This is a genomic window from Arthrobacter sp. BGA-UO-ETr-C19 (assembly GCF_059568005.1).
On the sequence record NZ_JCAQPC010000023.1, the window covers coordinates 510,803 to 534,139 of the forward strand.

Below are 23,337 nucleotides of genomic sequence, written 5' to 3' on the forward strand. Positions count from 1 at the left end.
GGTCCGGCAATGACGGTTATCAGTTCCACCAAGAATCCAGAGGCGCTCAGCTTCATCCTCGTGGCAGAGTTCGACGCTGACGTGAAGCGCGTCTGGCAGATCTGGGAAGACCCGCGGCAGCTCGAGCGCTGGTGGGGTCCGCCCACCTGGCCGGCAACGTTCAGCCAGTACGAATTCACCCCCGGCGGAGAGGCTTCCTATTACATGACCGGCCCGGAGGGCGAGAAGGCCGGCGGCTGGTGGCGCATCACCGACATCCAGGCACCGAACCGCCTCGAGTTCGACGACGGATTCGCCGACGACAACGGCGCCCCGGTGGAGGCGATGGGCACCACGCACGCCACCGTCACGCTCGAGGACATCGGCGGCCGCACCCGGATGACCGTCCAGTCCGTCTTCGAATCCGAAGAACAGATGAACAAGATGATCGAGATGGGCATGGAGGACGGCATGAAGGAGGCCGCAGGGCAGATCGACGCCCTCCTGGCCGAGCACTCCCGCGCCTGACGCGCTGCTCTGCTATTCAGATCAAAAACGTAAGAGGACGACGGCGGGAATGTCCCGCCGTCGTCCTCTTACGTTTTGTCCGGGGTACTGACTAGAGTGCAGCGCCTGCGGTGTTCAGGCTGAGCGTGAAGGTGTTCGGGCCGCTGAGGGTGACGGCGACGTCACTCTTCTGTGCGTTGGCCCGGCGGGAAAAATCGTGCACCAGCGTCTCCAGCGTGTGGTTCACTGCAGAACGGTCCCAGATTTTGATCGTCATTGATTCGGCGGTTTCAAAGGTCATTTCTCAGTGCTTTCGTGTCTGGGCATAGCGCCAATGCGATGCCGCGGAACAGGTCGGCCCAGAAAACGCTCGGAGGCCTAAGGCAGCTCGACGAGCTCACCGGTTTGGCCTCATTGCGTCCACCAGGATTTTGTTGTGTTTGAACTTCTAAACCGTCGTAGGAAAGCGTATTCCTCTGTGGTTCCATTCCATGATGCACAGGCGCGGGAAGGCTTTTCAACCGATTTGACCCGAATCGGAGGGTGAGGTTTGACACACAACCCACGGCGCGGTGCATGGCACGCGTGAGCCTCCCCACATTCAGCGCGAACGTACACTTGAGGCCCTCAGGAAACGCTTCCCAAGGGCCCCAAGTGTACGTTCGCGCAGGGTGGCGGAGCCGGTCAGCGGCTTAGCCGATAAGCGCGAGGACCGAGCCTGAGGTGATCACGTCGCCCGGGCTGGCGGCGACGCCGGAAAGGACGCCGCCCCGGTGGGCGGGAACACTGGTTTCCATTTTCATCGCTTCCAGGACCACCACGGGATCGCCGGCGGTCACATCGGTGCCCGGTTCCACGAGCCACTTCACCACGGTGCCGCTCATGGCGGCGCGGAGTTCCGCCGGGTCAGAGGCGCCGTCCGGGGAGCCGCTGCCGGACGGGCCGGCGGCGGAAACCCCCAGGCCGGCGGGAAGCGCCTGGCCTGAACGCGCCCAGCCATCCAGCAGGTCGGCGGGCAGCCCGACGGCGAGCCGGCGGCCGTCGACGTCCACGGTGATGGTGCGCCGGCGGCCCTCGGGACTGGTGGGGCTGAAGTCAGGATCGGCGAGGATGCTGTCCGCGAAGTCCGTCTCGATCCAGCGGGTGTGGACGTCCAGCCCGGCCTCGGAAACGAAGTCCGGAGCCTCCACCACCGCGCGGTGGAACGGCAGGACGGTGGCCACGCCGGTGATGCTGATCTCGGCCAGGGCCCGGCGCGCCCGCCGCAGCGCCTGCTGGCGGTCGGCGCCGGTGACGATCAGCTTCGCCAGGAGCGAGTCGAACTGCGGTGCCACGAAGGAGCCGGACCGGACTCCGGTGTCCAGCCGGATGCCGGGACCGGTGGGGGCGGTGAAGTCGCCGATGGTCCCGGGGGAGGGCAGGAAGCCGCGCCCCACGTCCTCGGCGTTGATCCTGAATTCAAAGGCATGGCCGCGCGGGGCGGGATCCTCGGTAACGCGGAGCCGTTCCCCGGCGGCGATCCGGAACTGCTCCTGGACCAGGTCGATCCCCGTGGTCTCCTCGGTAATGGGGTGTTCCACCTGCAGCCGCGTGTTCACCTCGAGGAAGGCGACGGTGCCGTCGGCGGCGACCAAAAACTCCACCGTCCCCGCGCCCGAGTAGCCGGCTTCCCGGCAAACTGCCTTGGCGGCGTCGTAAATCTGGGTCCGCTGCCCCTCGCTGAGGAACGGCGCCGGGGCCTCCTCCACCAGCTTCTGGTGCCGGCGCTGGAGGGAGCAGTCGCGGGTTCCGACGACGACGACGTTGCCGTGCGTGTCAGCCAGGACCTGGGCTTCGACATGGCGCGGGCGGTCCAGGTAGCGCTCCACGAAGCATTCGCCGCGGCCGAACGCGGCCACGGCCTCACGGACGGCTGAGTCGAAGGCTTCCTCAATCTCCTCCAAGTTCCGGACCACCTTCAGGCCGCGGCCGCCGCCGCCGAAGGCCGCCTTGATGGCGATCGGCAGGCCGTGCTCTTCGGCGAAGGCGCGGGCCTCCGCGGCGGATTCCACCGGTCCGTCGCTGCCCGCCACGAGCGGTGCTCCGGCGCGGACGGCGATCTCGCGGGCGGTGATTTTGTTGCCGAGCTGGCGGATGGCCTCCGGCGACGGCCCGATCCAGGCGAGTCCGGCATCCAGCACGGCCTGGGCGAAATCCGCGTTCTCGGACAGGAAGCCGTAGCCGGGGTGGACGGCGTCCGCTCCCGCCCTGGCTGCCACATCGAGCAGCTTGGGGATGTTCAGGTAGGTGTCCGCCGGGGAGTTGCCGCCGAGGCTGAAGGCCTCGTCCGCGGCGGCGACGTGCATGGCGTCCGCGTCGATGTCCGCGTACACGGCCACGGAGGCCAGCCGGGCGTCGTCGCAGGCCCGGGCGATGCGGACGGCGATTTCGCCGCGGTTGGCAATGAGGACCTTGTGCATCAGTTACTCGCTTTTCTTTCTGGAGCTTCTTCGGAGGGGCCGGCCGGGGCTGCGGCAGATTCGGGGGCGATGCGGAAGCGGATGCTCCCGCCGATCGGGACCTGGGCGGCCAGGTCGAGCTGGTGGTCCACCACCACGCCGATCACCGGGTAGCCGCCCGTGATGGGATGGTCGGCGAGGAAAAGGACGGGCAGGCCCTCCGGGGGCATCTGGATGGCACCGGCCACCGTTCCTTCGCTGGGCAGTTCGCCCTGCCGGCTGCGCTGCAGCGGTGTTCCCTGCAGCCTCATGCCCACGCGGTTGGACTCCGGCTTGACCGTCCAGTCCTGGCCGCACAGGGAGTCGATCGCGGCTTGGTCGAACCAGTCCGCGCGCGGGCCCGGGACGATGTCCAGCACCGTGACCCCGCCGTGCGGATAGTCGGGCTGGATTTCCGGACTGCCCACGACCCCGGACTCGGCCGCGCCGCCGGAGGGCAGCAGCTGGCCGGCCGCCAGAGGCTTCGGGCCGATGCCGGACATGGTGTCCGTGGAGCGGCTGCCCAGCACCGGCGGCGCGTCGACGCCGCCACGGACAGCCACGTAGCTGCGGAAGCCGGCGTCGGGAATCCCGATGGTGAGGATTTCGCCGTCCAGGAGGGCGAACGGTGCGGCCACCGGAACGGTGCGCTGCCGGTCCTGTGCATCACCGTTCTGTGCATCGCCGGTTTCCGGCGCGTCGGGGGAGGCCGACGGCGTCGAAACGGTGAGTGCCGACGGTGCCCCCGCAACGGCCAGGACCTGGTCCCCGACGGCCTGGACCCTGAGCCCGCCGGAGACGGTCTCGATGGCGGCGGCCGACGACGCGTTCCCGACCAGGCGGTTTGCCCTGCGGAGCGACGCCCGGTCCAGCGCCCCGGCCGCGGAGACACCGAGGGCTGAATGCCCCTGCCGGCCCAGATCCTGGATGAGGCTGTGGATTCCGGGCGCAAGGACGCGGAGCCCGGAGGTGGTTGCCGGGGCTTGCTGCTGGCTGTCGGTTTGGTCGCTGTCCTGGCCTGCCAGCCGGACCACGTCGCGGACGGCGCGGAACTGCACGCGGTGCCCCGGGCTGGCAAGCGCGGGTTCGGGGCGGTCGAGGTCCCACATCTTCGCTCCGGTGCGGCCGATCAGCTGCCAGCCTCCCGGAGACTTTCGCGGGTAGACGGCCGAGTAGTTCCCTGCCAGCGCGACCGATCCTGCCGGGACAGCGGTGCGCGGGGAACTCCGGCGCGGAACCTCCAGCGCCTGGTTCTCGCCCACCATGTACCCGAAGCCGGGCGCGAAGCCCGCGAAGGCAACGGTCCAGACCTGGCCCGTGTGGGCTGCGATGACGCCGTCGGCACCGAGGCCGGTCAGCTGCCCCACTTCGGCGAGATCCTCGCCGTCGTACACGGTGTCAATGACCACCAGGCCGCCGCTCTGCTCAGCCGGTGCCGTGAGGTCCAGCGCCAGGAGGGCCTGCCCGATCCGACGGGCGGCGGCCGGCGATTCGGCCCTGACCATGACGGTTTCGGCGGCAGCCAGGACATCCTGCTGGCCCGGCAGTGGGTCCTCGAGGAGCACGGCCTGCAGGGCGAGCACGTCCTGCGTTCCGGATAGCTCGGCGAGGACCGTGCGCGTTCCCACCGGCCGCACCGCGCGCACCCTGCCGGGGCGCGTAAGGTCCGGGCGGGCGGTGCCTGGGGGCGTGGTGTTTGCACGCGCGGTGCTTGGGGGCGCGGTGTTGGGGCGGACGTCCGGCGCGGGCTGGCCGGATGATGCAAAGGGCGTGTCTGCGTTGATGTTTGCCATCGGGTCCTGAATCCGTCGCTTCATGCTAGACGAAGGCTTTGATGTTGATGCCAGCGGTGTCGAGCGCGCGCTTCACAGCCACGGCCATGGCCACAGCTCCCGGAGAATCCCCGTGGACGCACACCGATTCCGCGCTGATCTTGAGGTCCGAACCGTCGACCGCGCTGATGGCCTGCCCGGTGGTCATCTGCAGGACGCGGGCGGCAACCGTCTCCGGGTCCTCCAGCACAGAACCGGGCTGGGAGCGCGAGGTCAGCGTGCCGTCCGGGTTGTAGGCGCGGTCCGCGAAGGCCTCGGAGACGGCCCGGAGCCCGGCTGCCTCCGCGAGCCGCAGCACTTCCGAGCCGGGCAGGCCAAGGATGGGCAGGCCGGGATCCACCGACTTCACCGCGTCCACCACGGCGCGTGCCTGCGCGGTGTTGCGGACGATGGCGTTGTAGAGGCCGCCATGCGGCTTCACGTAGCGGACGCTGGTGCCGGCCGTTGCGGCCAGCGCCTGCAGCGCGCCGATCTGGTAGACGACGTCGTCGGCCAGTTCGCGGGGGTCGACGTCCATGTACCGGCGGCCGAATCCGGCCAGATCGCGGTAGCCAACGTGGGCCCCGACCACCACGCCGGCCTTGGCGGCTGCCTCGCAGGTTGCCCGGATGACGCTGGGATCACCCGCATGGAAACCGCAGGCGACGTTGGCGCTCGACACGGAGGCCATCATTGCTGCGTCGTCTCCCAGGCTCCATCGCCCGAAGGATTCACCGACGTCGCTGTTCAAATCTATTGCGTGCATTGTGACCCTCATCTCAACTCGTCCTTACACAAGGATGCACCCTCCAGCGGAAATGTTCAACAATTCAACAATCCGATTGTGGTTGGCTCGTGTAAATTCGGTGTATGGCCACAGTGAACCCGCAGGAATCAACGGAGCGAGCAGCATCCGGCGCGGCGCGGCTGCGCGTGGCTGTGCCGTCGGTGGCCACCCGGGTTGCGAGCGAGTTGCGGCTCCAGATCGCTGAAGGGGGGCTTCCTCCCGGGACAAAGCTGAAGGAAGAAGCGCTTTCCGAGGAGCTCGGGGTCTCCCGCAACACTGTGCGCGAGGCATTCGCCGAACTCGCCAGCGAGCGGCTGGTGGTCCGCCAGCCCAACCGCGGCGTCTTTGTCGCCAGCCTCGAGGTCAGCGACATCCACGACGTCTACGCCGTACGGCGTGCCATCGAAGTCAGCGCCGTGCGGGGTGGCGGCAGTGCCGAAAGCGTTGCGGCCGTGCGCGCGGCCGTGGAAGAAGGAAAGCGCGCGGCCGAGGCTGGCGACAGCGAAGGGCTTGGTAGCGCCAACCAGCACTTTCACGGTGCCCTCGTGGCCATGGCCGGCAGCGAGCGCCTCAACACCATCATGTCCCAGGTGCTGGCCGAGATGCGGCTGTTCTTCCACAAGGCCTCCATTGACGGCGGGTTCTACCAGGACTACCTGGCCGAGAACGAACACATCTGCACGGCCCTGGAGGCCGGGGAGTATGAGCGGGCGGCTGAACGGCTCCTGGCCTACCTCGACAGGTCCGAGGAGCATCAGACGGCTGTCCACTCGTCCTAGCCGGCGCCTTTTTTCACCACCTCAATAGCGCGAACGGACACTTGCGGCCCACTTCAGAGGGCCACAAGTGTCCGTACGCGCTTAACTGGCGCGCTCAGCCCTGCCCTTGGCGGTGCGACCCTCTTGACGGTGTGATCCAGGTCGCGTACATTGTTCAACAAGTTTGGATTGTTCTACATTTCCACAATCCAACAGAATGCTCCGCTTTCGGTGGCTGTCCAGGGGAAAGCCGCCAATCAGCCTCAGTGCCCGCGCCCCTGTCAACGTCGCAGGCCGGGCAGGCTGGCGCTCCAGCGCATCCGTAGCAACGCGGATGACTTAACACTCTTCATGGAGGAACAAATGGCCAATCAATCCGCAATGGCCTCCGCAGGCACCCGGCCCGCCGTCGGGCGCAAGGACATGTACAAGGCGTTCGCGGCCAGCCTCACCGGGACCGCGCTGGAGTTCTACGACTTCGCTGTCTACTCCGCGGCGGCCGCCATCGTTTTCCCGCTGATCTTCTTCCCGGCGTCGGACCCGGTGACGGGGACCCTGCTGGCGTTCTCGACGTACGCGGTGGGCTACATTTCCCGGCCGGTCGGCGGCATCATCTTTGGCCGGCTGGGCGATGAGATCGGCCGCAAGAAGATCCTGGTCTTCACCCTGATGCTGATTGGCGTGGCCACCTTCCTCATCGGCCTGCTGCCCACCTACGGCAACATCGGGATCATCGCCCCGGCGATCCTCGTCTTCCTGAGGTTCGCGCAGGGTGTTGGTGTCGGCGGTGAATGGGGCGGCGCCGTCCTGCTGTCCAGCGAATTCGGCGAACCCAGCCGGCGCGGCTTCTGGGCCTCCGCGGCGCAGATCGGCCCGCCCGCCGGAAACCTCCTGGCCAACGGCGCGCTCGCCGTCCTCACCCTGGCCCTGTCCGAGCAGGCGTTCCTGGACTACGGCTGGCGGATCGCCTTCCTGATCTCGGCGCTGCTGGTTGCGTTCGGGCTGTGGATCCGGCTGAAGCTTGAAGACACCCCCGTCTTCAAGGCCATGGAAGCCCGGGGCGAGCAGCCCAAAGCCCCCATCCGCGAACTCCTCGCCACCCAGCGCCGCCCCCTCCTGGCCGCCATGCTCAGCCGCATCGGGCCGGACGTCACGTACGCGCTCTGCACCGTCTTCACCCTGACCTACGGCATCCAGGAACTCGGCTTCGACCGCGGGCAGGTCCTCCTTGCCGTGCTCATCGGCTCGGGCCTGCAGCTCTTCACGATGCCGCTCGCGGGTGCCCTCTCCGACCGGATTAACCGGCGCCTCCTCTACGGCATCGCGGCAGTTGCTGCGGCCGTCTGGGGCTTCCTGTTCTTCATCGTGCTGGAGGGCCGCTCCCCGGTGATGCTCGTGGTGGGCACTGTGCTGGGCCTGCTTTGCCACTCCTTCATGTACGGACCGCAGGCCGCGTTCGTCGTCGAGCAGTTCTCCCCGCGGCTCCGCTCCACAGGCAGCTCCCTGGCCTACACCTTCGCCGGCATCATCGGCGGAGCCATTGCACCGTTCATGTTCACCCTGCTGCAGAGCACCTTCCACAGCTGGGTCCCCGTGGCCATCTACCTCAGCGTTGCATGCCTTCTGACGGTGGTGGGTCTTGCCCTCGGCCGTGACTCGAATGTGGCCGAGGACGAGGAATACCTGCGGGCGTCAGCAGACGAGGCCGAAAGCACAGCCCGATGACGCCGGCGAACGCCCTCCTGACCCCGGCCGAGGCCCGCCGGCAGTTCCGCGACGGCCTGGTCACGCCCACCTCCGGCTGGAGCGATGGCTATACCCAGGCCAACCTGATCGCCGTGACCGCGGATTACGCAGACGAGTTTCTCGAGTTCTGCAGGCTCAATCCGAAACCCTGTCCCGTCATCGACGTCATTCCCGCGGGAACGTACGAAAGTTCCCTCGCCGCGGGCTCAGACATCCGCACCGACATCCCCGCCTACCGGGTGTGGAAGGACGGCGTCCTGGCCGCCGAGGTCCCCGATGTCCGCTCGCTCTGGCGCGACGACATGGTGGGGGTGCTCATCGGCTGCAGCTTCACCTTCGAGGCTGCGCTTGCCGCCGAGGGCATCCCGCTCCGCCACACCGAGACGGGGCGCAACGTCCCCATGTACCGCACGAACGTCGAGTGCACCCCGGTAGGGCGGATTCACGGTCCGATGGTCGTCTCGATGCGGCCCATGCCGGCTGAACTGGTGGACACGGCTGTCAGGGTGACCGCGGAGGTGCCGAAGGTCCACGGTGCGCCAGTCCACGTCGGATCACCCGGCGAGCTCGGCATTGCCGACCTTGCGCGCCCCGACTTCGGCGACGCCGTGGACATCCGGCCTGGAGAAGTCCCGGTGTTCTGGGCCTGCGGGGTAACGCCGCAGAGCGCGGTGATGGCATCCGGGCCGGCCTTTGCGATCAGCCACGCCCCCGGACACATGTTCATCACCGACGTTCCGGAGAGCACGTACCGGGTTCCGGCAGGCACATAAGGGCAGAACATAGGCGGGGCAGGGCCACTGAGTGTGGCCCTGCCCCGCCTTTGTACAAGCCTGCTTAGAAGCTCCTGGCGTTCGCAAGCACGGGCAGCTTTCCGCGGACGTCCGGGATGATGGACGGGTCGACGTCGACCACGGCCAGTTCCGGTTCGCCGCCCAGCGCCATCAGCGGGGAACCCATCGGCGACACCACCGCACTGTGGCCGATCCCGGTGGGCGCCGCGCCGGCGGACGGCAGCCCGAGGGTTGCCGGATCGCCTTGGCCGCAGGCCACCACAAAGGTGGTGCTGTCCACCGCCCGGGCGCGGACCAGCAGGTCCCACTGCTCCGCCTTGCCAACGCCGGCACCCCAGGAGGCGCAGACGATGTTGATGGCGGCACCGGCCCTGGCGTTGGCCGTGAAGAGCGCAGGGAAGCGCACGTCGTAGCAGGTGGCCAGTCCGATGGTGGTGCCGTTGAGCTCGAAGGTCACCGGCGATGTTCCCGCATCCACCGAATCGGATTCGGCAAATCCGAAGGCGTCAAAGAGGTGGATCTTGTCATAGGACGTGTTGAGCCCCGGGCCAGTGACCAGAAGCGTGTTGCGCACCCGCCCGCCTTCCCCGGGTGTGAACATGCCAGCCACGACGGCGATGTCCAGTTCCCGGGCAATGTCCCGGACCGCGGTGGCCCACGGCCCGTCCAGCGGTTCGGCGATCTCTGCCAGCGGATTGCCGAAGGCGCGCATGGCCGCCTCAGGGAACACCACCAGCTCTGCGCCGGCCGCCTTTGCCCGGGTGGCGTATTCTCGGATCAGCTCGAGATTGGCCGCCAGGTCGGCGCCTGTGACGATTTGGGCAACTGCTAAACGCATGGATCTTCTCTCTCTGTTGTATACCTGATGTATGCGAAAAAGTTCGGGGACAGCAGCGTCCGGCCGGGAGAAGGCGTACGCCTATCTGCGTGAAAACATCCTGACCGACCCGGAAATGCAGGGACGCTTCCTCAACGAGCAGGAGCTGGCCGCCGAAATCGGTGTCTCCCGCACCCCGGTCCGCGAGGCCCTGCTGCTGCTGGTCTCGGACGGGCTGGTGGAACTGATCCCGCAGCGCGGGGCCTACGTCCCCCCGGTGACCGGCCGCGAAATCTCGGAGCTGATGGAGCTGCGCGGGGTGCTGGAAAGCCATGCCGCCCGTCTCGTCATCGAGCACCGGAGCGTCCCGGCGGACAAGATGCAGGACACCCTCGACCAGCAGTCCGGGCTGCCCAAGAACGAAGGCGCGGAAGCCGCCCAGGAGTTTATCCGTCTGGACACCCTCTTCCACCAGCAGCTCATCGACGCTGCCGGCAACGAGCTCATCTCCCGGACCTACAGCAAACTGCACGTCCGGCAGATCGTCGTCGGGGTTTCCGCCCTGTTCCGGACGGGAGGCAGGCGCCAGCAGGTGTGCTCCGAACACCAGGACATCCTCGATGCCCTGGTGTCCGGGGACGCGGCGAAGGCGCAGGAGGCCATCGACCATCACCTGGCCGTCACCCGCGACATCCTGCTCCGCACCTGATGGAGTTTTTGTACAGATAATGGGACTTCGGAGGCCTTTAGCGCCCAATATCTGTACAAAAACTCGGTAGGAGGACTAGACAGTGCCTGACTGCTGGCGGGCCGAGGCGGAGCCTTCCAGGAGCAGCCGGTAGTCCATATCTTCAATAGTGTCGTTGTCCCGGCCGAGCGCCAGCCCCACCAACGTCACCGCTGCGGCCACGGCCACGTAAATGGCTACCGGAATCCAGGTGCCGAACTCGGCGAGCAGCACCGTGAACAGCAGGGGCGCTATGGCGCCGCCGATCACGCCGGCAAACGTGTACGCCAGCGAGCTGCCGGTGGACCGGAGCCGCGGGGAGAACTGCTCCACGATGAAGGCCGCCTGCGGACCGTACATGAAGGAGTGGGCCATCAGGCCGAGCACAATTCCCACGATGAGCATCGGCTGGTTGTTGCCGCCCAGGACGCCGAAGAAGACGAACGTCCACACTGCCCCCACCACGGCGCCGACGCCGTAGACCAGGCGGCGGTTGAAGCGGTCGGAGACGGCGCCGGCCAGCGGAATCATGAACAGCTGGAAGGCGGAGCCGATCAGGACGGCGGTCAGCACCTGGTTCCGTTCGTAGCCCAGGACCTGGATGCCGTAGGTGAGCGTAAAGACCGTGAACAGGGCGTACAGCACGTCCGGTCCCACGCGGCACAGGATGGCGGCGATCAGCGGACGGAGTTCCTTGCTGAAGACCTCGCGGACGGGGGCATGCGGCTGTTCGCCGTGGGCCTCGATGGCCTTGAAGATGGGGGTGTCCTCCAGCTTGAGCCGGATCCAGAGGCCGAAACCGACCAGCACGGCCGAGACCAGGAACGCGATGCGCCAGCCGAAGCTCAGGAACTGCTCCTCCGTGAGCGCGACGGTCAGGACGGCGAGTGCGCCGTTGGCCAGCAGGTTGCCGGCGGGCGGACCCACCTGGGCCGCGGAAGCCCAGAAGCCGCGGCGGTGCGGATCGCCGTATTCGCTGGAGAGCAGGACGGCGCCGCCCCATTCGCCGCCCACACCCACGCCCTGCGCGAACCGCAGCAGAACCAGGAGGATTCCTGCCGTAGCGCCGATGTTTGCGTAGCCGGGCAGCACGCCGATGAGCACTGTGGCCACGCCGATGATCATTAGCGTGGTCACCAGGACCTTCTTGCGGCCGATGCGGTCCCCGAGCCGGCCGAAGATGATGCCGCCGACCGGGCGGGAAACGTAGCCGACGGCGTAGGTGGAGAAGGCGAGGACCGTCCCGGTCAGGGGGTCGGTCGCCGGGAAGAAGACGACGGGAAATACGACGGCGGCCGCCGCCGAGTAGACGGCGAAGTCGTACCACTCGAGCGCGGTGCCGGTAAGGCTGGCGGCAAAGGCCTTGTACAGGCCCTTGGGGTGGATCGTCTTGTGCGGATGCGGCGCTGTGCCGGGACCCGGAACTGGAGCGTTGGCCATGGTGTTGTCCTCCACGAGGTTTTCAAGTGACGCCTGTCACGCTGGCGTTAAATGTATACATTACGCATACTGGATGTACATTGGCGACCGTTTCCGGTTTCCGGTTAGTAAAAATTTCTGTAGCAGCACATGCAAAGGATGGATCCACGATGACGACTCTGAGCTTCGAACTACCGGACGGCCGCACGCAGGATGTGGAGGTCAGGCACCTCCTGAATGCCGGCTACGCGGGGCGTGAGCAGGATGAAGTCCAGGCCCATATCGCTGAGCTCGCTGAACTTGGCGTTCCGGGCCCGGCTACTACTCCCGCCCTGTATCCAGTGTCCCCCTATCTGGCCCAACAGGTATCGGAAGTCCGGGTGCAGCATGAGCGCACCTCCGGGGAGGCGGAGTGGGCCCTTATCGTCACTGAGGATGGCGTGCTGCTCACGGTCGCCTGTGACCATACGGACCGCGCGCTCGAGGTGCACGGTGTGGCCTGGAGCAAGAACGCGGGCCCGGACGTGCTGGGCCGCAAGGCCTGGCGGCTGGATGACGTCCGGGACCACCTGGACCAGATCACCCTCAGGGCCTGGGTGGGGGAGGGCGACACCCCCGACACCCTCATCCAGGACAGCTCGCTGGAAGCCTTGTTGACACCGGACTACTGGCTGGACGTCCTCACTGAGCGCGGCCTCAACGCCCCCGGCACGGTGCTCATCTCCGGCACGGTGGCCATGACCGGCGGTGTGAACCAGTTTGCCCGCAGCTGGAAGGTGGAGATGGCCGATCCGGTGACGGGCACCTCCGTGGACGTCCAGTATGTGGTGGAACAGATGGCCGAGCCGATCGGCTGACGATTCCTGCTGCTAAGGCAGGACGACGACGGCGGGAACCTCCCGCCGTCGTCCGCGCCTTAGGCGCGTCCCGCCTTAAGCTCGTCCCGCTCCGGGTGCCGTTCCGGCTGGGACCTCCCCGCGGGCCCGCCGTTTCCGCACTGTCAGGTAAAGCCGGTGGGCGGTGATCACGAGTGCCAGCCAGGCCGCCCCGAGCGCCCACGCGGCGAGAACGTCGGTGAGCCAGTGATGGCCCAGGTATACCCTGCTCAGGCCCATGGCCGCGGCGAAAACCGCGGCAGCCGCACCGGTGAGGACGCGGCTCCGGGCCGTCTTTAGCCGCAGGATGATCAGGTAGGCAACGATCCCCGCGATCACCACCGCATTCAGGGAATGGCCGCTGGGAAACGAGGCCGAGTGTTCGTAGGGCGGAACGGCGTCGCTCAGGTCGGGGCGGGTACGGCCGATAAGCCGCTTCCCCGCGATGGTCATCAGCAGGGAGCCCAAGCCCGCCGTGACAATCAGAATGACGGGCGTCCAGGATCGCCGCCGGTAGGCCAGGGAGCCCATGACGGTCAGGGCCAGGATTGGCATGCCGATGGTGCCGCCCACGTCGGTGAAGGCAGTAATCGCCATGTCAAGGCCGGGGGAGCGCAGGCTCTTGCCGGCGGCGAGCACCGGATGGTCCAGGCCGGCCACCCCGTCGGCGCGGACCACCGACTCGTACACCTCAGCAAAGGCAGCGGTCAGGACGGCGGCGATGACGGCCCCCAGCGTCAGAGTCAGGATCAGGGCGCCGTGCGGCCCCAGGATCTGGCTGATCCGCTGGACGGCTCCGACCAGAAGGCGGCCGAACCGGCTCTGCCAGCGGGTGAGGTCCTTGCCTCCGACGGATGTGTCCTGGCGGAGTTCGCCGCGCACGCCAGTTTGCGGTGTTCCCTGCTTGTCGGTCAGGGGTCCGTAGGGCAACGGTTTGTCGGTCAACGGTTCGTCAGGCAATGCGGGGTCCTGTCTCTCGTCATTCGCGGCGAACTCGGCAGCATGCGTTTAGTAAGCAACCTTACTTGTTGTCTCCCGGGCGGTCCACGGGAACAAGCGCCCACGGGAACAGAAAAGCGGACGACGGCGGGTACCGCCCGCCGTCGTCCGCTTTCCTCAGCCGCTGCAGCGGCAGTGCTTAGGCGCTCAGTTCGTCCGGGCCGTGGTGGGCGTTTCCGGACATGGCGCGGGCACGGCCGGCCTTGGCCCGGTACGAGGCCAGGAAAGTGGCGATGCGGCGCACGGCCTCGCGGATGTCGTCCACGGCGGGCAGGATGACGAACCTGAAGTGGTCCGTGGCGTGCCAGTGGAACGCCGTACCGTGCGAGACCAGGATTTTCTGGTCCTGCAGCAGGTCAAGGACAAACTGCTCATCGTCCACGAACGGGTACATCTCGGGATCCAGCTTCGGGAACAGGTACATCGCGCCGGCCGCCGGCACGCAGCTCACGCCGGGAATCTCGTTGAGCAGCCGGCAGGCAAGGTCGCGCTGCTCCCGCAGCCGCCCGCCGGGCCGGATCAGGTCCGTGATGCTCTGGTAGCCGCCCAGTGACGTCTGGATCGCGTGCTGCGCGGGAACATTGGGGCAGAGCCGGAGCGAGGCCAGCAGTTCGAGGGACTCCCGGTAGGCGGCGGTGGCCCAGCGCGGACCGGAAACGGCCACCCAGCCGGCACGGTAGCCCGGCATCCGGTACGCCTTGGACAGGCCGGAGAAGGTCAGCACCGGAATGTCCCGGGCCACGGACGCCGTGTGGATGTGGACGTTGTCATCGAACGTGATCTTCTCGTAGATCTCGTCGGAGAACAGCACCAGGTCATGGCGCCGGGCCAGATCGGCGAACCCCTCCAGGATGTGCCGGGGGTACACGGCCCCGGTCGGGTTGTTGGGGTTGATGAGCACGACGGCCCGCGTGCGCTCGGTGATCTTCGCCTCGACGTCGGCCATGTCCGGCCACCAGTTGTTCTCCTCATCGCACGTGTAGTGCACGGCGCTGCCGCCGCAGAGCACCGTGGCCGCAGTCCACAGCGGATAGTCCGGTGACGGGATGAGGACCTCGTCACCGACCTCAAGGAAGGCCTGCAGCGTCATGGAGATGAGCTCGCTGACCCCGTTGCCGATGAAGATGTCCTCGACGCCGATCTCCATCAGGCCCTTGGTCTCGTAGTACTGCGAGATGGCGGTCCGGGCGGAAAAGATGCCCTTCGAGTCGCTGTAGCCCTGTGCCTCGCGCAGGTGATGGATCATGTCCACCACGATGGACTCCGGCGCATGCAGGCCGAACGGCGCGGGATCCCCCAGGTTCATGCGCAGAATGCTGTGGCCTTCCGCCTCCATCTTCTTCGCCGCATGCTGTACCGGACCCCTGAGGTCGTACCGGACATCTTGCAATCGGCTGGAATTCTGCATGGCGCGCATGAGGCATGTTTTCACAGCTGCGCCGCTCCGAACAACGTGGACCGTGCGGCCCGGCGCGGCTTTGGGGGCGGGCAGCGCCCGGACCCTCGCCGGGTCTTCCTGAATCGGCTATGGTGCGGGCATGGCCGGTGACCCGATTGCTAGTTATGCCCTGCTCTCCGACTGCCGTTCCGCCGCGCTGGTGGGCGCCGGGGGATCCGTGGACTGGCTCTGTTTTCCGCGGTTTGACAGTCCCTCTGTCTTTGGCCGGATTCTGGGCGACGAGGCCGGGTTCTGGGCGATCAGTCCGGTGGACGCGATCCGTGCAACCCGCCGCTACGTGGGGCCGAGCATGGTCCTCGAAACGACGCACACCACCGGGTCCGGAACAGTGACCGTGACCGATGCCCTGCTGCTGGGCGACGGGAACCGCGGCCATGAGCTCGGTGCCGGCTCGCCCGGGGCGCTGCTGCGGAGCGTCACCTGCACCCGCGGCGAGGCCGAGGTGGACGTGACTTTCGATCCCCGCCCGGAGTACGGGCTGGTCCGGCCTCTGCTGCGGCAGATCGACGGCGGTCTGCTCGCCAGGGGCGGAGCCGACGTGCTGGCACTCTCCAGCCCGGTCACCTTCGACCTGGACGGCGGCCCTGCCCGGGCGCGGCTGTCACTGCGGGCCGGCGATGTGGTGCACTTCGTCCTTCACCACAGGCACAGCTGGGAGGGCATGCCGCCCCTGTGGAACCAGCAGGAGGCATCGCGCCGGCTCGATGACACCCTGCACGGCTGGAGCAGCTGGTCGGAACTCCACCAGAGCTACCGCGGGCCCTGGAAGGACCTAGTCAGCGCCAGCGGGCGGTTCCTGCAGGCGCTGACGTACTTTCCCACGGGGGCCATAGTCGCCGCCGCCACAACATCCCTGCCCGAGGTTGCCGGCGGCACCCGCAACTGGGATTACCGGTACACCTGGATCCGGGACGCGAGCATGACGCTGCAGGCCTTGTGGGTGGCCGCGTGCCCGGACGAGGCGGGGAAGTTCTTCCAGTTCCTGACCACTGCGGTCGCGTCGCAGCAGGACGGCGAGGACCTGCAAATCATGTACGGCATCGGCGGGGAACGCGATCTGTCCGAACGGGAGCTGGCACACCTTCCGGGCTGGCGATCCAGCAGGCCGGTGCGGGTGGGCAACGGTGCCTGGCAGCAGCGCCAGCTCGACATTTACGGGGAGCTTCTGGACGCTGCGGCCCGGCTGCCGGAATTCCTCGCCGACCTGGAACCGGAAGCGAAACGTTTCCTGGCCGGCGCCGCAGACCGCGCCGCCGTCCGGTGGCGGACGCCGGACCACGGTATTTGGGAGGTCCGCGGCGAGCCCAGCCACTTCCTGCACTCGAAGCTCATGTGCTGGGTCGCCCTGGACCGCGCTGTCGGGCTGGCCGACGCCCTGGACGCCCGGGACCGCGTCCCCGCCTGGGAGCAGGCACGGGATGAGATCGCTCTTGCGATCCGCGACGAGGGCTGGAGCGACACGGCGAACGCCTACACCCAGACGTTCGGCTCCGCTGAACTCGACGCGTCAAGCCTGCTGCTCTGCATCGTGGGTTTCCTGCCTGCGGACGACCCGCGCATGCTTGCCACCATCGACGCCGTCGACCGGCAGCTGACCGATGACCGCGGGCTGGTTTACCGCTACCGTGCTGCCGACGGTCTGCCGGGGGAGGAGGGGACGTTCCTGCTCTGCACCTTCTGGCTGGCGCAGGCCCTCGCGCTCGCCGGGCAGACCGAGCGGGCCCGCACAGTCTTCAACCGTGCCGCCGGCTTCGCCACGGACCTGGGGCTGCTGGCAGAGGAAGTGGCGGCCGACAGCAGCGAGCTGCTGGGAAATTTCCCGCAGGCCTTCAGCCATATCGGCCTGGTCAACGCCGCCTGGGCCATCGCCTCCGCAGAAAAGTCCGCGGAAAAGAACATCCAGGAATAGGCAGCAGGCAAGCTGACGACGGCGGGACCTCCCGCCGTCGTCAGCTGCCCGTCGCCCGGGTCAGAGTTCCGGGACGCATTCCCCGCCGCCCAGAACGGCCAGGCCGGCGAGGTCGCCTGCGGCGAACTCCGTAACGTCCGCGCCTTCCGGGTTCATCAGCTGGGTGGGGTCGTTCACGTGGTCCAGCCCCACGACGTGGGCGAGCTCGTGCATGATGACGGCCCGGGCGTACCGGCGTCCGTCCGGCCACTGCAGGATGTCGGCGAAATCGGGGGCGTCGAGTGCCACCTGGCCCGCCACCAGGACGTACGGCTGGCCCTCCATATAGGCGTACCCGCTGCCACCCAGGCCGTCGACGTCCCCGGCCAGGTCAGGACTCTCCGCAGGGTTGGACCAGGCAATGAGCACGGGAGCCCACCTCTTGCCGTACAGATCCGGCTGGAACATTTCGCGCTCCTCGGCGGGCGCCTCTGACGTGAGGCCGTCATAGACAAAGCGCAGGCCGGTGGCGGCCGAAACTTTGGCGACCGCCTCCTGGATCATCTGGTCAGCACCGGGCGGGGCGTTGTCGGGGCGGACCACTTAATGCACGGGCCGGCAGGGATCGTAGGCGGCGAAGGGCTGGCCGGCGTCGGGGGATTCCTGCAGCACGTATGCCTGTGATCCTGTGCTGGCAGGCGGCTGCCCGAGCGGGGATGACGCAGCCTCGAATCCCGGCGGCGGCACCGGCGCTCCGGGAAGGTACGGCAGGACTGCCGGCAGGACATAGCGCTCGAACACCATCGGCACAGAGGAGAGGCCCACGAGCAGGGCGACGCCTGCGCCGATGGCCCATTTCCTGCCGGGGCCCGGCCCGCCGAGTCGTCCGCGCCGGCCGTAGGCCGGACCCGGGGGTGGCAGGTGAGCGGACGGCCCCGAACGCCATGGGGCGGGATCCTGCGGCGGCCCGAAGGCCTCGTCGATGGCCCACTGCGGGATTCGGCCGCTCGCGGACCTTCGGACGCCCGGCGGCAACCCCTCGTTGGGCACGCCGAAACCTGGTGGTGGCGGGTTCTCCCGCCAGTTGGAATCCGGACGCAACAGTGTCCCCCTGGTTGTTGCATGTCGCCATCACGAGAAAATGGATCACCCAAAGCATAAGGGCCCAGGGTGACAAAATCGGCCATCTTTCTCTGACGGCAGCCGCCGCCGTTGCCGCGGTCAGGGGACCTGACGTAGCTTCGGGGAAGAGCAAGACTTCGGGGAAGAGCAAGACTTCGGGGAAGAGCAAGCTCGGCGGATGGCCAGAAGGAGAGTTGAGGATGTCCCTGTTCAAAGGACTTGTGAACGGAGCGCTCGCGGGCGCCGCGGGAACCACCGCGCTGAATGCCGTCAGCTACCTGGATATGGTGTGGCGGGGCCGGGCGGCGAGCACCACTCCCAGCGACTCCGTGGAGAGGCTGGCGGACCGGGCGGGGGTGACGATCCCGGGAACCGAAGCCCAGCGCGGGAACAGGGTGGAGGCCCTTGGCCCGCTGCTCGGGATCGCCACTGGCATGGGTCTCGGCGCTGTGCTGGGGGCGGCCGGGTCACTGGGGGTCCGCACCGGGCCCGTCCGGTCAGTGGCGGTGGCGTCGCTGGCTGCCCTGCTCGTCTCCAACGTCCCCATGACCGCCCTGGGCGTGACTGATCCGCGGACCTGGAGTGCCGCGGACTGGGTCAGCGACATCGTGCCGCACGTCGCGTACGGCGCGGTCACGGGGCACCTGCTGGAGCACCTGCCCAAGTAGGTGGCTGTTTCCAAAGACGCCGAAAGGGGTGCAGTGACCGACCCGGACGCCCCGCAGAAGCACGGGCGGGCGGAACCCGCGCTCCCGCATCGTGCCGGGGGCCAGACGCCGCAGGAGCCCGAGCACTCCCGGCCGGATAGCCGGAAGGCGCGCTGGGGCACCCGCTGGGCCACCGTCGTCGCCGTCCTCCAGCGGCTGCTGTACGTGGCCATCACCGCCGCCGTGGGCTGGGCCGTCTATTTCTTCCTGCTCGCCCGGCTGGCCAGGGGACCTGAGCAGGTGTGGGTATTCCTCCCCGTGTGGCTGATCGCTGCCTATGCCTTCCTGCCCCGCGTCCACAAGATCCTCAGCAGTCTGTACCTGCCGAACTACTTCATCGGGCGTGCCCGCACCGGCGACGGCGTGCTCGGCGATCCGGTCAATCTCGCCGTCATCGGCCCCGCGGACGAACTGCGCACCGCGATGCTCACGGCAGGGTGGATTGAGTCCGACCCCGTCACCCCGTCCACTGCCTGGCGCACCCTCACCGCGACGCTTCTGGGCCGGAGCTATCCGCAGTCGCCGGTCAGTGCCCTGTACGTCTTCGGCAACAAGCAGGACATGGCGTTCCAGCGGGAAATCGACGGCAACCCGCGCAAGCGGCACCATGTGCGGTTCTGGAAATGCCCGGACGGCTGGATGCTTCCTGGCGGGTTCGCGGTGGACTGGGTGGGTGCCGGAACCTACGACAAAAGCGTGGGACTCTCGCTCTTCACGTTCCAGATCACACACAAGATCGCCGACGGGACCGACGAGGAGCGCGACTTCATTGTCGGCACGCTGCAAACTGCCAACGCCGTGGAATCCGTGCACGTCATCCGGCACTTCTCCTCCGGGTACCACCACCGCAACGGCGGCGGAGACAGCATCCGCACGGACGGGCACCTGCCCATCATCGATCTCCGGCCGCCGAGCCAGCGCGGCCCAGGGCTGTCTTGAACTACCCGGGCGGGAGGACGACGCCGGGACGCACCCGCCGTCTCCCGCCCGGAAGCGGTTCGGCTCTGTTCGGACTACACGGTCGAACGCTTCGGGGATTCCACCGGGTCGCCCGAGCTCGCGGACCCGGCCTAAGTCCAGTGGACCCGGCCTGGATCCGCCGAGGCCACTGGTAACGGGCAGGTCTCAGATGGTCCGCGGAGCTTTTGCCAGGTTCTCCGTGAGCTCTGCCGCGTTCTGCCGGACGACGTAGGCAGGGCGGTCACGCTCGGCGCGCCAGCTCTCGGACAGGGGACCGATGTTGACGGTGTCGAAGCCGAACTCGTCGTAAAGCTTCGTCACCAGCTCACTTGCCTCGGGATAGTCACTGGCCGTGGCCAGCGCGCGGCGGTTCTCCGTGCCCGGCGGGGTACCGTCCGAGGTGATCTGCTTGGCCATGATGTGGTTGAAGCCCTTGGCCACCTTGGACAGCGGAAGGTGCTCCTGCAGCAGGCCGGACGTGGTGGCTTCCCCGTTGTCCAGCGCCGGAAAGCGGCCGTCCCGCTCCCAGTAGTAGTTGTTGGTGTCGATCACGATCTTGCCGGCCAGCGGCTCCACGGGGATATCCCGGTAGCTCCTGAGCGGAACGGTGACGACGGCGAAGTCGCCCGCGGCTGCAGCCTCGGCAGCGGTGGCCGCCTTCGCCCGCGGCCCCAGCTCCGCAACGAGCGCGGCCAGGGTTTCCGGCCCCCGCGAATTGCTGATGACCACGTCGTAGCCGAGCTCCACCGCCTTCCGTGCGACCTGGCTGCCAATGTGTCCTGCACCGATGATTCCGATTGTTGTCATGTCCCGCGCAACAGCGGGCAGCCTGCAGGTATTTCGCACATTACGCCAGACGACCTGCGCCAGACGCATGCGGGGGTGCCGGAGACCCGCGAGTGCCCAAGTAGCGGCCGCTGCGAAAATTCGAGTACCTGCTACGGATGCCGGTCCACGCTGTGGCACATAGGGTTGAAGTATTGGTGGTGGAAAGTGTGCCGGTGCCACCAATTGCCGGCACACACCGGGCTGGGAAGGCCGCCACAGTTGTTGCCGGACCTGCCGGTCCTCCCCGGCTGATTCGGCACGTCGGTGATCGCCGGATCAGTTGGACTCAGGCTCGGAAAGCCACGTCGGACGGTCGGCAATCACGGTTAAGTACCCGGTCCGGCCTTTAGTTGCCGCCCCACCTGCGAGGGCCCCATGAAGATCCCGAGGTCTGAACTTCCCGTCATCACGGCGACTGTGAACACTGCACCTGTGAGGGCGGTCCCCGACCAGCCTCCCGGTCCGTCCGCATCGGCCGGTCCACGCTCCACCGCGACGGTTCCTGCCGGACCAATACAGGGCACGGTTCAAGGACCGGCCGCAGCCGCCCCGGGGGGCGCCGGCCCGCGGCCGCAAGGCGACGAGATCGCCGCCGTTCCGGCGCGTGCAGATATCGGCAACTGGCCCGACCCCATGTAAGCCGGATCCACCCAAGCATGCACCGCCTAAGGCGGACGACGGCGGGAGGTCCCGCCGTCGTCGTTCTGTCCGGTTCCTGCCTGGTTCCGCCCAACGCTCCGTTGAAGAGTCCGGCACGCGCCGGAATACTGGAGACGGGACAATCTCCGGCGGCAGGGGCGGTGACAGGATGACGACTTCAGCAGGCGGCAACTTCAGGCGGAAGGTGGAGCGCGCAGCCGAACTCCGTGCCCTCCGCTCCTCCGGCGGGACAGCGGAGGACGACGCGGAGCTGTCCGCCGCGGAGACCGAACTGCGGGAAAAGCGCCGGAAGGTCAGCGACGCGGCCCGGGCCGACTACCTGATCCGGGACGCGATGGCGCAGGGAAAATTCGACAACCTGAAATACTCCGGCAAACCGATTCCCGGACTCGGGGAAGGATATGACCCCGACTGGTGGGTCAAGGGCCTCATCCAGCGCGAGCACCTAAGCGGCCTCGGACCAAAAGCGATCCTGCTGCGCACCGAGGACGCGGAGCTGGACGCCAAACTGGATGCCCAGTACACGGAAAAGCGGGTGCGCGACATGGTCGAGGACTTCAATGCCAGCGTCATCGACGCCCGCCGCCAGCTGCAGGGCGGCCCGCCGGTGGTCACGAAAACCCGTGACGCCGACGCCGAGGTGCAGCGGTGGCGCCAACGGCGTGCTGCGGCGGCCGCGGCGGCGCCGGAACCTGTCGCGGAAGCCAAACCCCCGTGGTGGCGGCGCCTGCGCAACCGCTCCTCCTGAAGTGCCCGAAGGTGGCACGATAAAGGGATGGTGGCTGTTCTGCTGGGCTGGAACCCGGGCGTAGGCGATACCTGGCCGGGCTATTCGCGGGTCGTGGATGAGCTGGGCGCTGCCGGCGTGTTCCGGCGCGCGTGGCCCACCGGAAACGGCACCCAGCCGGGGCCGGGAGCGGATGCCTGGCTCCTGCTGCATGGAAAGGCAGGAAGCGGGCTGATAGGCCATGGCGTGGTCGCCTCCGCGCCATATCTGGTTGCCGGGCCGGAACACGCGACACGGACCTGTATTGACGTGGATTTTGACGTGCTGCTGCCGCTCGGCGACCAGGTTCCGATGGACATCCTGGCAGCCCGCGCGCCGCTGACGGACTGGACTGCTGCCGCGGCCACAGGCGCGTGCCAGCCGGTCCCGGAGGACCAGGCACGGGCCATCCGGGAGCTTTGGGCCGAGTGCCTGCCAGCCGACGAGAATGATCCGGTCCTTCCCGTGCCCGGCACCCTGCCGCCGGACGCCCTGACCAGGGTGGGCGTAAACAGGTACGAGCGCAATCCGCACGCCCGGCGCGTCTGCCTGGCGCACCACGGCACCTCATGCGCCGCCTGCGGGTTTTCCTTCGAGGCCGCCTACGGCCCGGAAGGCGAAGGCTTCATCCATGTCCATCACCTGGTGCCGGCTGCCCAGCTGGGGCCCGGCTACGTGCTGGATCCCGTGGGGGACCTGGTTCCGCTGTGCCCCAACTGCCACGCCATGGCGCACCGCCGACGGATTCCGTACACCGTGGCTGAACTCCGGGCCATGAGGTCCGGCGCGGGGTACATCAGCGGCTCCGTAGTGTCACAGCAGGAACTGGATGCCCAGGCCGACGCCCGCCGCATCCTGGGCAGCAAGTGAGCCGCGCCCCCGGCAGAGGGAGCTACGTGGACCAGAGCCAGTCCCGGTTGAAGTCGGGATGGTCACTGTAGGGGACCGCCAGCGCATTGAGCGACAGGGTGGTCCATTCCAGCGCCTGCGGAATCCACTCGGTCTCGTCACCGAAGGGATCGCTCACGAGCGTCGCCAGCGCTGTCTGCCGGGCCGCCTCGACGATCCCGATCAGGCGCCGCTTGGCTTCGCACTCCAGCAGCAGGCGGCGTTCGTACCACTTGCCCGATTCCGACGTCGTGCGGTCGTTGAGCAGCTTGCGCGCCACTGCCTCGTCTTCGGCGATGCGCGCGGAGAGGAACTCCACGATGTCCACTGTCTGAGCGTACGCCCGCCGCAACGCGGGCACAC

At 67.8% G+C, this 23,337-nt stretch carries 23 protein-coding genes; 11 read left to right on the forward strand and 12 right to left on the reverse strand.

The window, feature by feature from the left end:
* Positions 1–9 precede the first annotated feature (9 nt).
* Positions 10–507 carry an SRPBCC family protein gene (locus AC57BR_RS18440; protein ID WP_496363165.1) on the forward strand — a complete coding sequence of 166 codons (498 nt, stop codon included), beginning with the start codon at positions 10–12 and terminating at the stop codon, positions 505–507.
* 91 nt (positions 508–598) lie between these two features.
* Here AC57BR_RS18440 and AC57BR_RS18445 read toward each other — a convergent pair whose 3' ends face one another.
* From AC57BR_RS18445 to AC57BR_RS18460, 4 genes are all read right to left on the reverse strand, one after another.
* Positions 599–787 (reverse strand): hypothetical protein, encoded by a 189-nt coding sequence (locus AC57BR_RS18445; protein ID WP_306925890.1) that lies wholly within the window; start codon positions 785–787, stop codon positions 599–601.
* 391 nt (positions 788–1,178) lie between these two features.
* The gene (locus AC57BR_RS18450) at positions 1,179–2,945 is read right to left on the reverse strand and encodes an acetyl/propionyl/methylcrotonyl-CoA carboxylase subunit alpha (RefSeq protein ID WP_496363167.1); all 1,767 of its coding nucleotides are present in this window, start codon (positions 2,943–2,945) and stop codon (positions 1,179–1,181) included.
* Positions 2,945–4,756, reverse strand: coding sequence for a 5-oxoprolinase subunit B/C family protein (locus AC57BR_RS18455; protein WP_496363169.1), 1,812 nt, complete (start codon positions 4,754–4,756; stop codon positions 2,945–2,947). Before AC57BR_RS18455 ends, AC57BR_RS18450 begins: the two co-directional genes overlap by 1 nt.
* A 25-nt stretch (positions 4,757–4,781) precedes the next feature.
* Positions 4,782–5,540, reverse strand: a complete 759-nt coding sequence (locus tag AC57BR_RS18460; RefSeq protein ID WP_496363351.1) for a LamB/YcsF family protein — start codon at positions 5,538–5,540, stop codon at positions 4,782–4,784.
* Positions 5,541–5,644: 104 nt separating this feature from the next.
* On the opposite strand from AC57BR_RS18460, the gene AC57BR_RS18465 reads away from it, so the two are divergent.
* The 3 genes from AC57BR_RS18465 (at position 5,645) to AC57BR_RS18475 (ending at position 8,838) form a co-directional block, all read left to right on the forward strand.
* Positions 5,645–6,340, forward strand: coding sequence for a GntR family transcriptional regulator (locus tag AC57BR_RS18465; RefSeq protein ID WP_496363171.1), 696 nt, complete (start codon positions 5,645–5,647; stop codon positions 6,338–6,340).
* 342 nt (positions 6,341–6,682) lie between these two features.
* Positions 6,683–8,044, forward strand: a complete 1,362-nt coding sequence (locus AC57BR_RS18470; RefSeq protein WP_496363172.1) for an MFS transporter — start codon at positions 6,683–6,685, stop codon at positions 8,042–8,044.
* Positions 8,041–8,838, forward strand: a complete 798-nt coding sequence (locus AC57BR_RS18475; protein WP_496363173.1) for a putative hydro-lyase — start codon at positions 8,041–8,043, stop codon at positions 8,836–8,838. Before AC57BR_RS18470 ends, AC57BR_RS18475 begins: the two co-directional genes overlap by 4 nt.
* 64 nt (positions 8,839–8,902) lie before the next feature.
* Here AC57BR_RS18475 and AC57BR_RS18480 read toward each other — a convergent pair whose 3' ends face one another.
* Complete coding sequence (locus AC57BR_RS18480) at positions 8,903–9,697, reverse strand: carbon-nitrogen hydrolase family protein (protein ID WP_496363174.1); 795 nt, start codon at positions 9,695–9,697, stop codon at positions 8,903–8,905.
* A gap of 31 nt (positions 9,698–9,728) precedes the next feature.
* Between AC57BR_RS18480 and AC57BR_RS18485 the strand changes: the two genes are divergently transcribed.
* On the forward strand, positions 9,729–10,385 hold the full coding sequence (locus AC57BR_RS18485) for a GntR family transcriptional regulator (protein ID WP_496363175.1): 657 nt from the start codon (positions 9,729–9,731) through the stop codon (positions 10,383–10,385).
* A 75-nt stretch (positions 10,386–10,460) separates the two neighbouring features.
* Here AC57BR_RS18485 and AC57BR_RS18490 read toward each other — a convergent pair whose 3' ends face one another.
* The gene (locus AC57BR_RS18490; protein ID WP_496363177.1) at positions 10,461–11,843 is read right to left on the reverse strand and encodes an MFS transporter; all 1,383 of its coding nucleotides are present in this window, start codon (positions 11,841–11,843) and stop codon (positions 10,461–10,463) included.
* Between the two features lie 149 nt (positions 11,844–11,992).
* On the opposite strand from AC57BR_RS18490, the gene AC57BR_RS18495 reads away from it, so the two are divergent.
* The gene (locus AC57BR_RS18495; RefSeq protein WP_496363179.1) at positions 11,993–12,679 is read left to right on the forward strand and encodes a DUF2848 domain-containing protein; all 687 of its coding nucleotides are present in this window, start codon (positions 11,993–11,995) and stop codon (positions 12,677–12,679) included.
* A 75-nt stretch (positions 12,680–12,754) separates the two neighbouring features.
* Here AC57BR_RS18495 and AC57BR_RS18500 read toward each other — a convergent pair whose 3' ends face one another.
* Together AC57BR_RS18500 and AC57BR_RS18505 are read right to left on the reverse strand one after the other, a co-directional pair.
* On the reverse strand, positions 12,755–13,657 hold the full coding sequence (locus tag AC57BR_RS18500; protein ID WP_496363181.1) for a phosphatase PAP2 family protein: 903 nt from the start codon (positions 13,655–13,657) through the stop codon (positions 12,755–12,757).
* A gap of 178 nt (positions 13,658–13,835) precedes the next feature.
* Positions 13,836–15,113 carry a pyridoxal phosphate-dependent aminotransferase gene (locus tag AC57BR_RS18505; RefSeq protein WP_496363183.1) on the reverse strand — a complete coding sequence of 426 codons (1,278 nt, stop codon included), beginning with the start codon at positions 15,111–15,113 and terminating at the stop codon, positions 13,836–13,838.
* 121 nt (positions 15,114–15,234) lie between these two features.
* Between AC57BR_RS18505 and AC57BR_RS18510 the strand changes: the two genes are divergently transcribed.
* The gene (locus AC57BR_RS18510; protein WP_496363185.1) at positions 15,235–17,064 is read left to right on the forward strand and encodes a glycoside hydrolase family 15 protein; all 1,830 of its coding nucleotides are present in this window, start codon (positions 15,235–15,237) and stop codon (positions 17,062–17,064) included.
* A 60-nt stretch (positions 17,065–17,124) separates the two neighbouring features.
* Here AC57BR_RS18510 and AC57BR_RS18515 read toward each other — a convergent pair whose 3' ends face one another.
* Together AC57BR_RS18515 and AC57BR_RS18520 are read right to left on the reverse strand one after the other, a co-directional pair.
* Positions 17,125–17,646, reverse strand: a complete 522-nt coding sequence (locus tag AC57BR_RS18515) for a matrixin family metalloprotease (protein ID WP_496363187.1) — start codon at positions 17,644–17,646, stop codon at positions 17,125–17,127.
* The gene (locus AC57BR_RS18520) at positions 17,647–18,144 is read right to left on the reverse strand and encodes a hypothetical protein (RefSeq protein ID WP_496363189.1); all 498 of its coding nucleotides are present in this window, start codon (positions 18,142–18,144) and stop codon (positions 17,647–17,649) included.
* 221 nt (positions 18,145–18,365) lie between these two features.
* Between AC57BR_RS18520 and AC57BR_RS18525 the strand changes: the two genes are divergently transcribed.
* A complete protein-coding gene (locus AC57BR_RS18525; RefSeq protein WP_496363191.1) occupies positions 18,366–18,833 on the forward strand; it encodes a hypothetical protein in 468 nt (155 codons plus the stop codon).
* Positions 18,834–18,866: 33 nt separating this feature from the next.
* Positions 18,867–19,811 (forward strand): LssY C-terminal domain-containing protein, encoded by a 945-nt coding sequence (locus tag AC57BR_RS18530; RefSeq protein ID WP_496363193.1) that lies wholly within the window; start codon positions 18,867–18,869, stop codon positions 19,809–19,811.
* Positions 19,812–19,997: 186 nt separating this feature from the next.
* On the opposite strand, the gene AC57BR_RS18535 is transcribed toward AC57BR_RS18530, so the two are convergent.
* Positions 19,998–20,708 carry an NADPH-dependent F420 reductase gene (locus AC57BR_RS18535; protein ID WP_496363195.1) on the reverse strand — a complete coding sequence of 237 codons (711 nt, stop codon included), beginning with the start codon at positions 20,706–20,708 and terminating at the stop codon, positions 19,998–20,000.
* Between the two features lie 760 nt (positions 20,709–21,468).
* Between AC57BR_RS18535 and AC57BR_RS18540 the strand changes: the two genes are divergently transcribed.
* A complete protein-coding gene (locus AC57BR_RS18540; RefSeq protein WP_496363197.1) occupies positions 21,469–22,068 on the forward strand; it encodes a DnaJ family domain-containing protein in 600 nt (199 codons plus the stop codon).
* Positions 22,069–22,095: 27 nt separating this feature from the next.
* On the forward strand, positions 22,096–22,956 hold the full coding sequence (locus AC57BR_RS18545) for an HNH endonuclease (RefSeq protein ID WP_496363199.1): 861 nt from the start codon (positions 22,096–22,098) through the stop codon (positions 22,954–22,956).
* Positions 22,957–22,978: 22 nt separating this feature from the next.
* Here AC57BR_RS18545 and AC57BR_RS18550 read toward each other — a convergent pair whose 3' ends face one another.
* Positions 22,979–23,302: a DUF6221 family protein gene (locus AC57BR_RS18550; RefSeq protein WP_496363201.1), complete on the reverse strand. Its 324-nt coding sequence runs from the start codon at positions 23,300–23,302 to the stop codon at positions 22,979–22,981.
* Positions 23,303–23,337: the final 35 nt, after the last annotated feature.

Excerpts from the sequence above, each read along its gene's own strand:
- AC57BR_RS18480 (WP_496363174.1), bottom strand. The coding sequence starts at position 9,697 with ATGCGTTTAGCAGTTGCCCAAATCGTCACAGGCGCCGACCTGGCGGCC.
- AC57BR_RS18525 (WP_496363191.1), top strand. The coding sequence starts at position 18,366 with ATGTCCCTGTTCAAAGGACTTGTGAACGGAGCGCTCGCGGGCGCCGCG.
- AC57BR_RS18460 (WP_496363351.1), bottom strand. The coding sequence starts at position 5,540 with ATGCACGCAATAGATTTGAACAGCGACGTCGGTGAATCCTTCGGGCGA.
- AC57BR_RS18440 (WP_496363165.1), top strand. The coding sequence starts at position 10 with ATGACGGTTATCAGTTCCACCAAGAATCCAGAGGCGCTCAGCTTCATC.
- AC57BR_RS18495 (WP_496363179.1), top strand. The coding sequence starts at position 11,993 with ATGACGACTCTGAGCTTCGAACTACCGGACGGCCGCACGCAGGATGTG.
- AC57BR_RS18455 (WP_496363169.1), bottom strand. The coding sequence starts at position 4,756 with ATGGCAAACATCAACGCAGACACGCCCTTTGCATCATCCGGCCAGCCC.
- AC57BR_RS18475 (WP_496363173.1), top strand. The coding sequence starts at position 8,041 with ATGACGCCGGCGAACGCCCTCCTGACCCCGGCCGAGGCCCGCCGGCAG.
- AC57BR_RS18490 (WP_496363177.1), bottom strand. The coding sequence starts at position 11,843 with ATGGCCAACGCTCCAGTTCCGGGTCCCGGCACAGCGCCGCATCCGCAC.
- AC57BR_RS18445 (WP_306925890.1), bottom strand. The coding sequence starts at position 787 with ATGACCTTTGAAACCGCCGAATCAATGACGATCAAAATCTGGGACCGT.
- AC57BR_RS18545 (WP_496363199.1), top strand. The coding sequence starts at position 22,096 with ATGGTGGCTGTTCTGCTGGGCTGGAACCCGGGCGTAGGCGATACCTGG.
- AC57BR_RS18465 (WP_496363171.1), top strand. The coding sequence starts at position 5,645 with ATGGCCACAGTGAACCCGCAGGAATCAACGGAGCGAGCAGCATCCGGC.
- AC57BR_RS18535 (WP_496363195.1), bottom strand. The coding sequence starts at position 20,708 with ATGCGTCTGGCGCAGGTCGTCTGGCGTAATGTGCGAAATACCTGCAGG.
- AC57BR_RS18540 (WP_496363197.1), top strand. The coding sequence starts at position 21,469 with ATGACGACTTCAGCAGGCGGCAACTTCAGGCGGAAGGTGGAGCGCGCA.
- AC57BR_RS18510 (WP_496363185.1), top strand. The coding sequence starts at position 15,235 with ATGGCCGGTGACCCGATTGCTAGTTATGCCCTGCTCTCCGACTGCCGT.
- AC57BR_RS18450 (WP_496363167.1), bottom strand. The coding sequence starts at position 2,945 with ATGCACAAGGTCCTCATTGCCAACCGCGGCGAAATCGCCGTCCGCATC.
- AC57BR_RS18470 (WP_496363172.1), top strand. The coding sequence starts at position 6,683 with ATGGCCAATCAATCCGCAATGGCCTCCGCAGGCACCCGGCCCGCCGTC.
- AC57BR_RS18505 (WP_496363183.1), bottom strand. The coding sequence starts at position 15,113 with ATGCGCGCCATGCAGAATTCCAGCCGATTGCAAGATGTCCGGTACGAC.
- AC57BR_RS18485 (WP_496363175.1), top strand. The coding sequence starts at position 9,729 with ATGCGAAAAAGTTCGGGGACAGCAGCGTCCGGCCGGGAGAAGGCGTAC.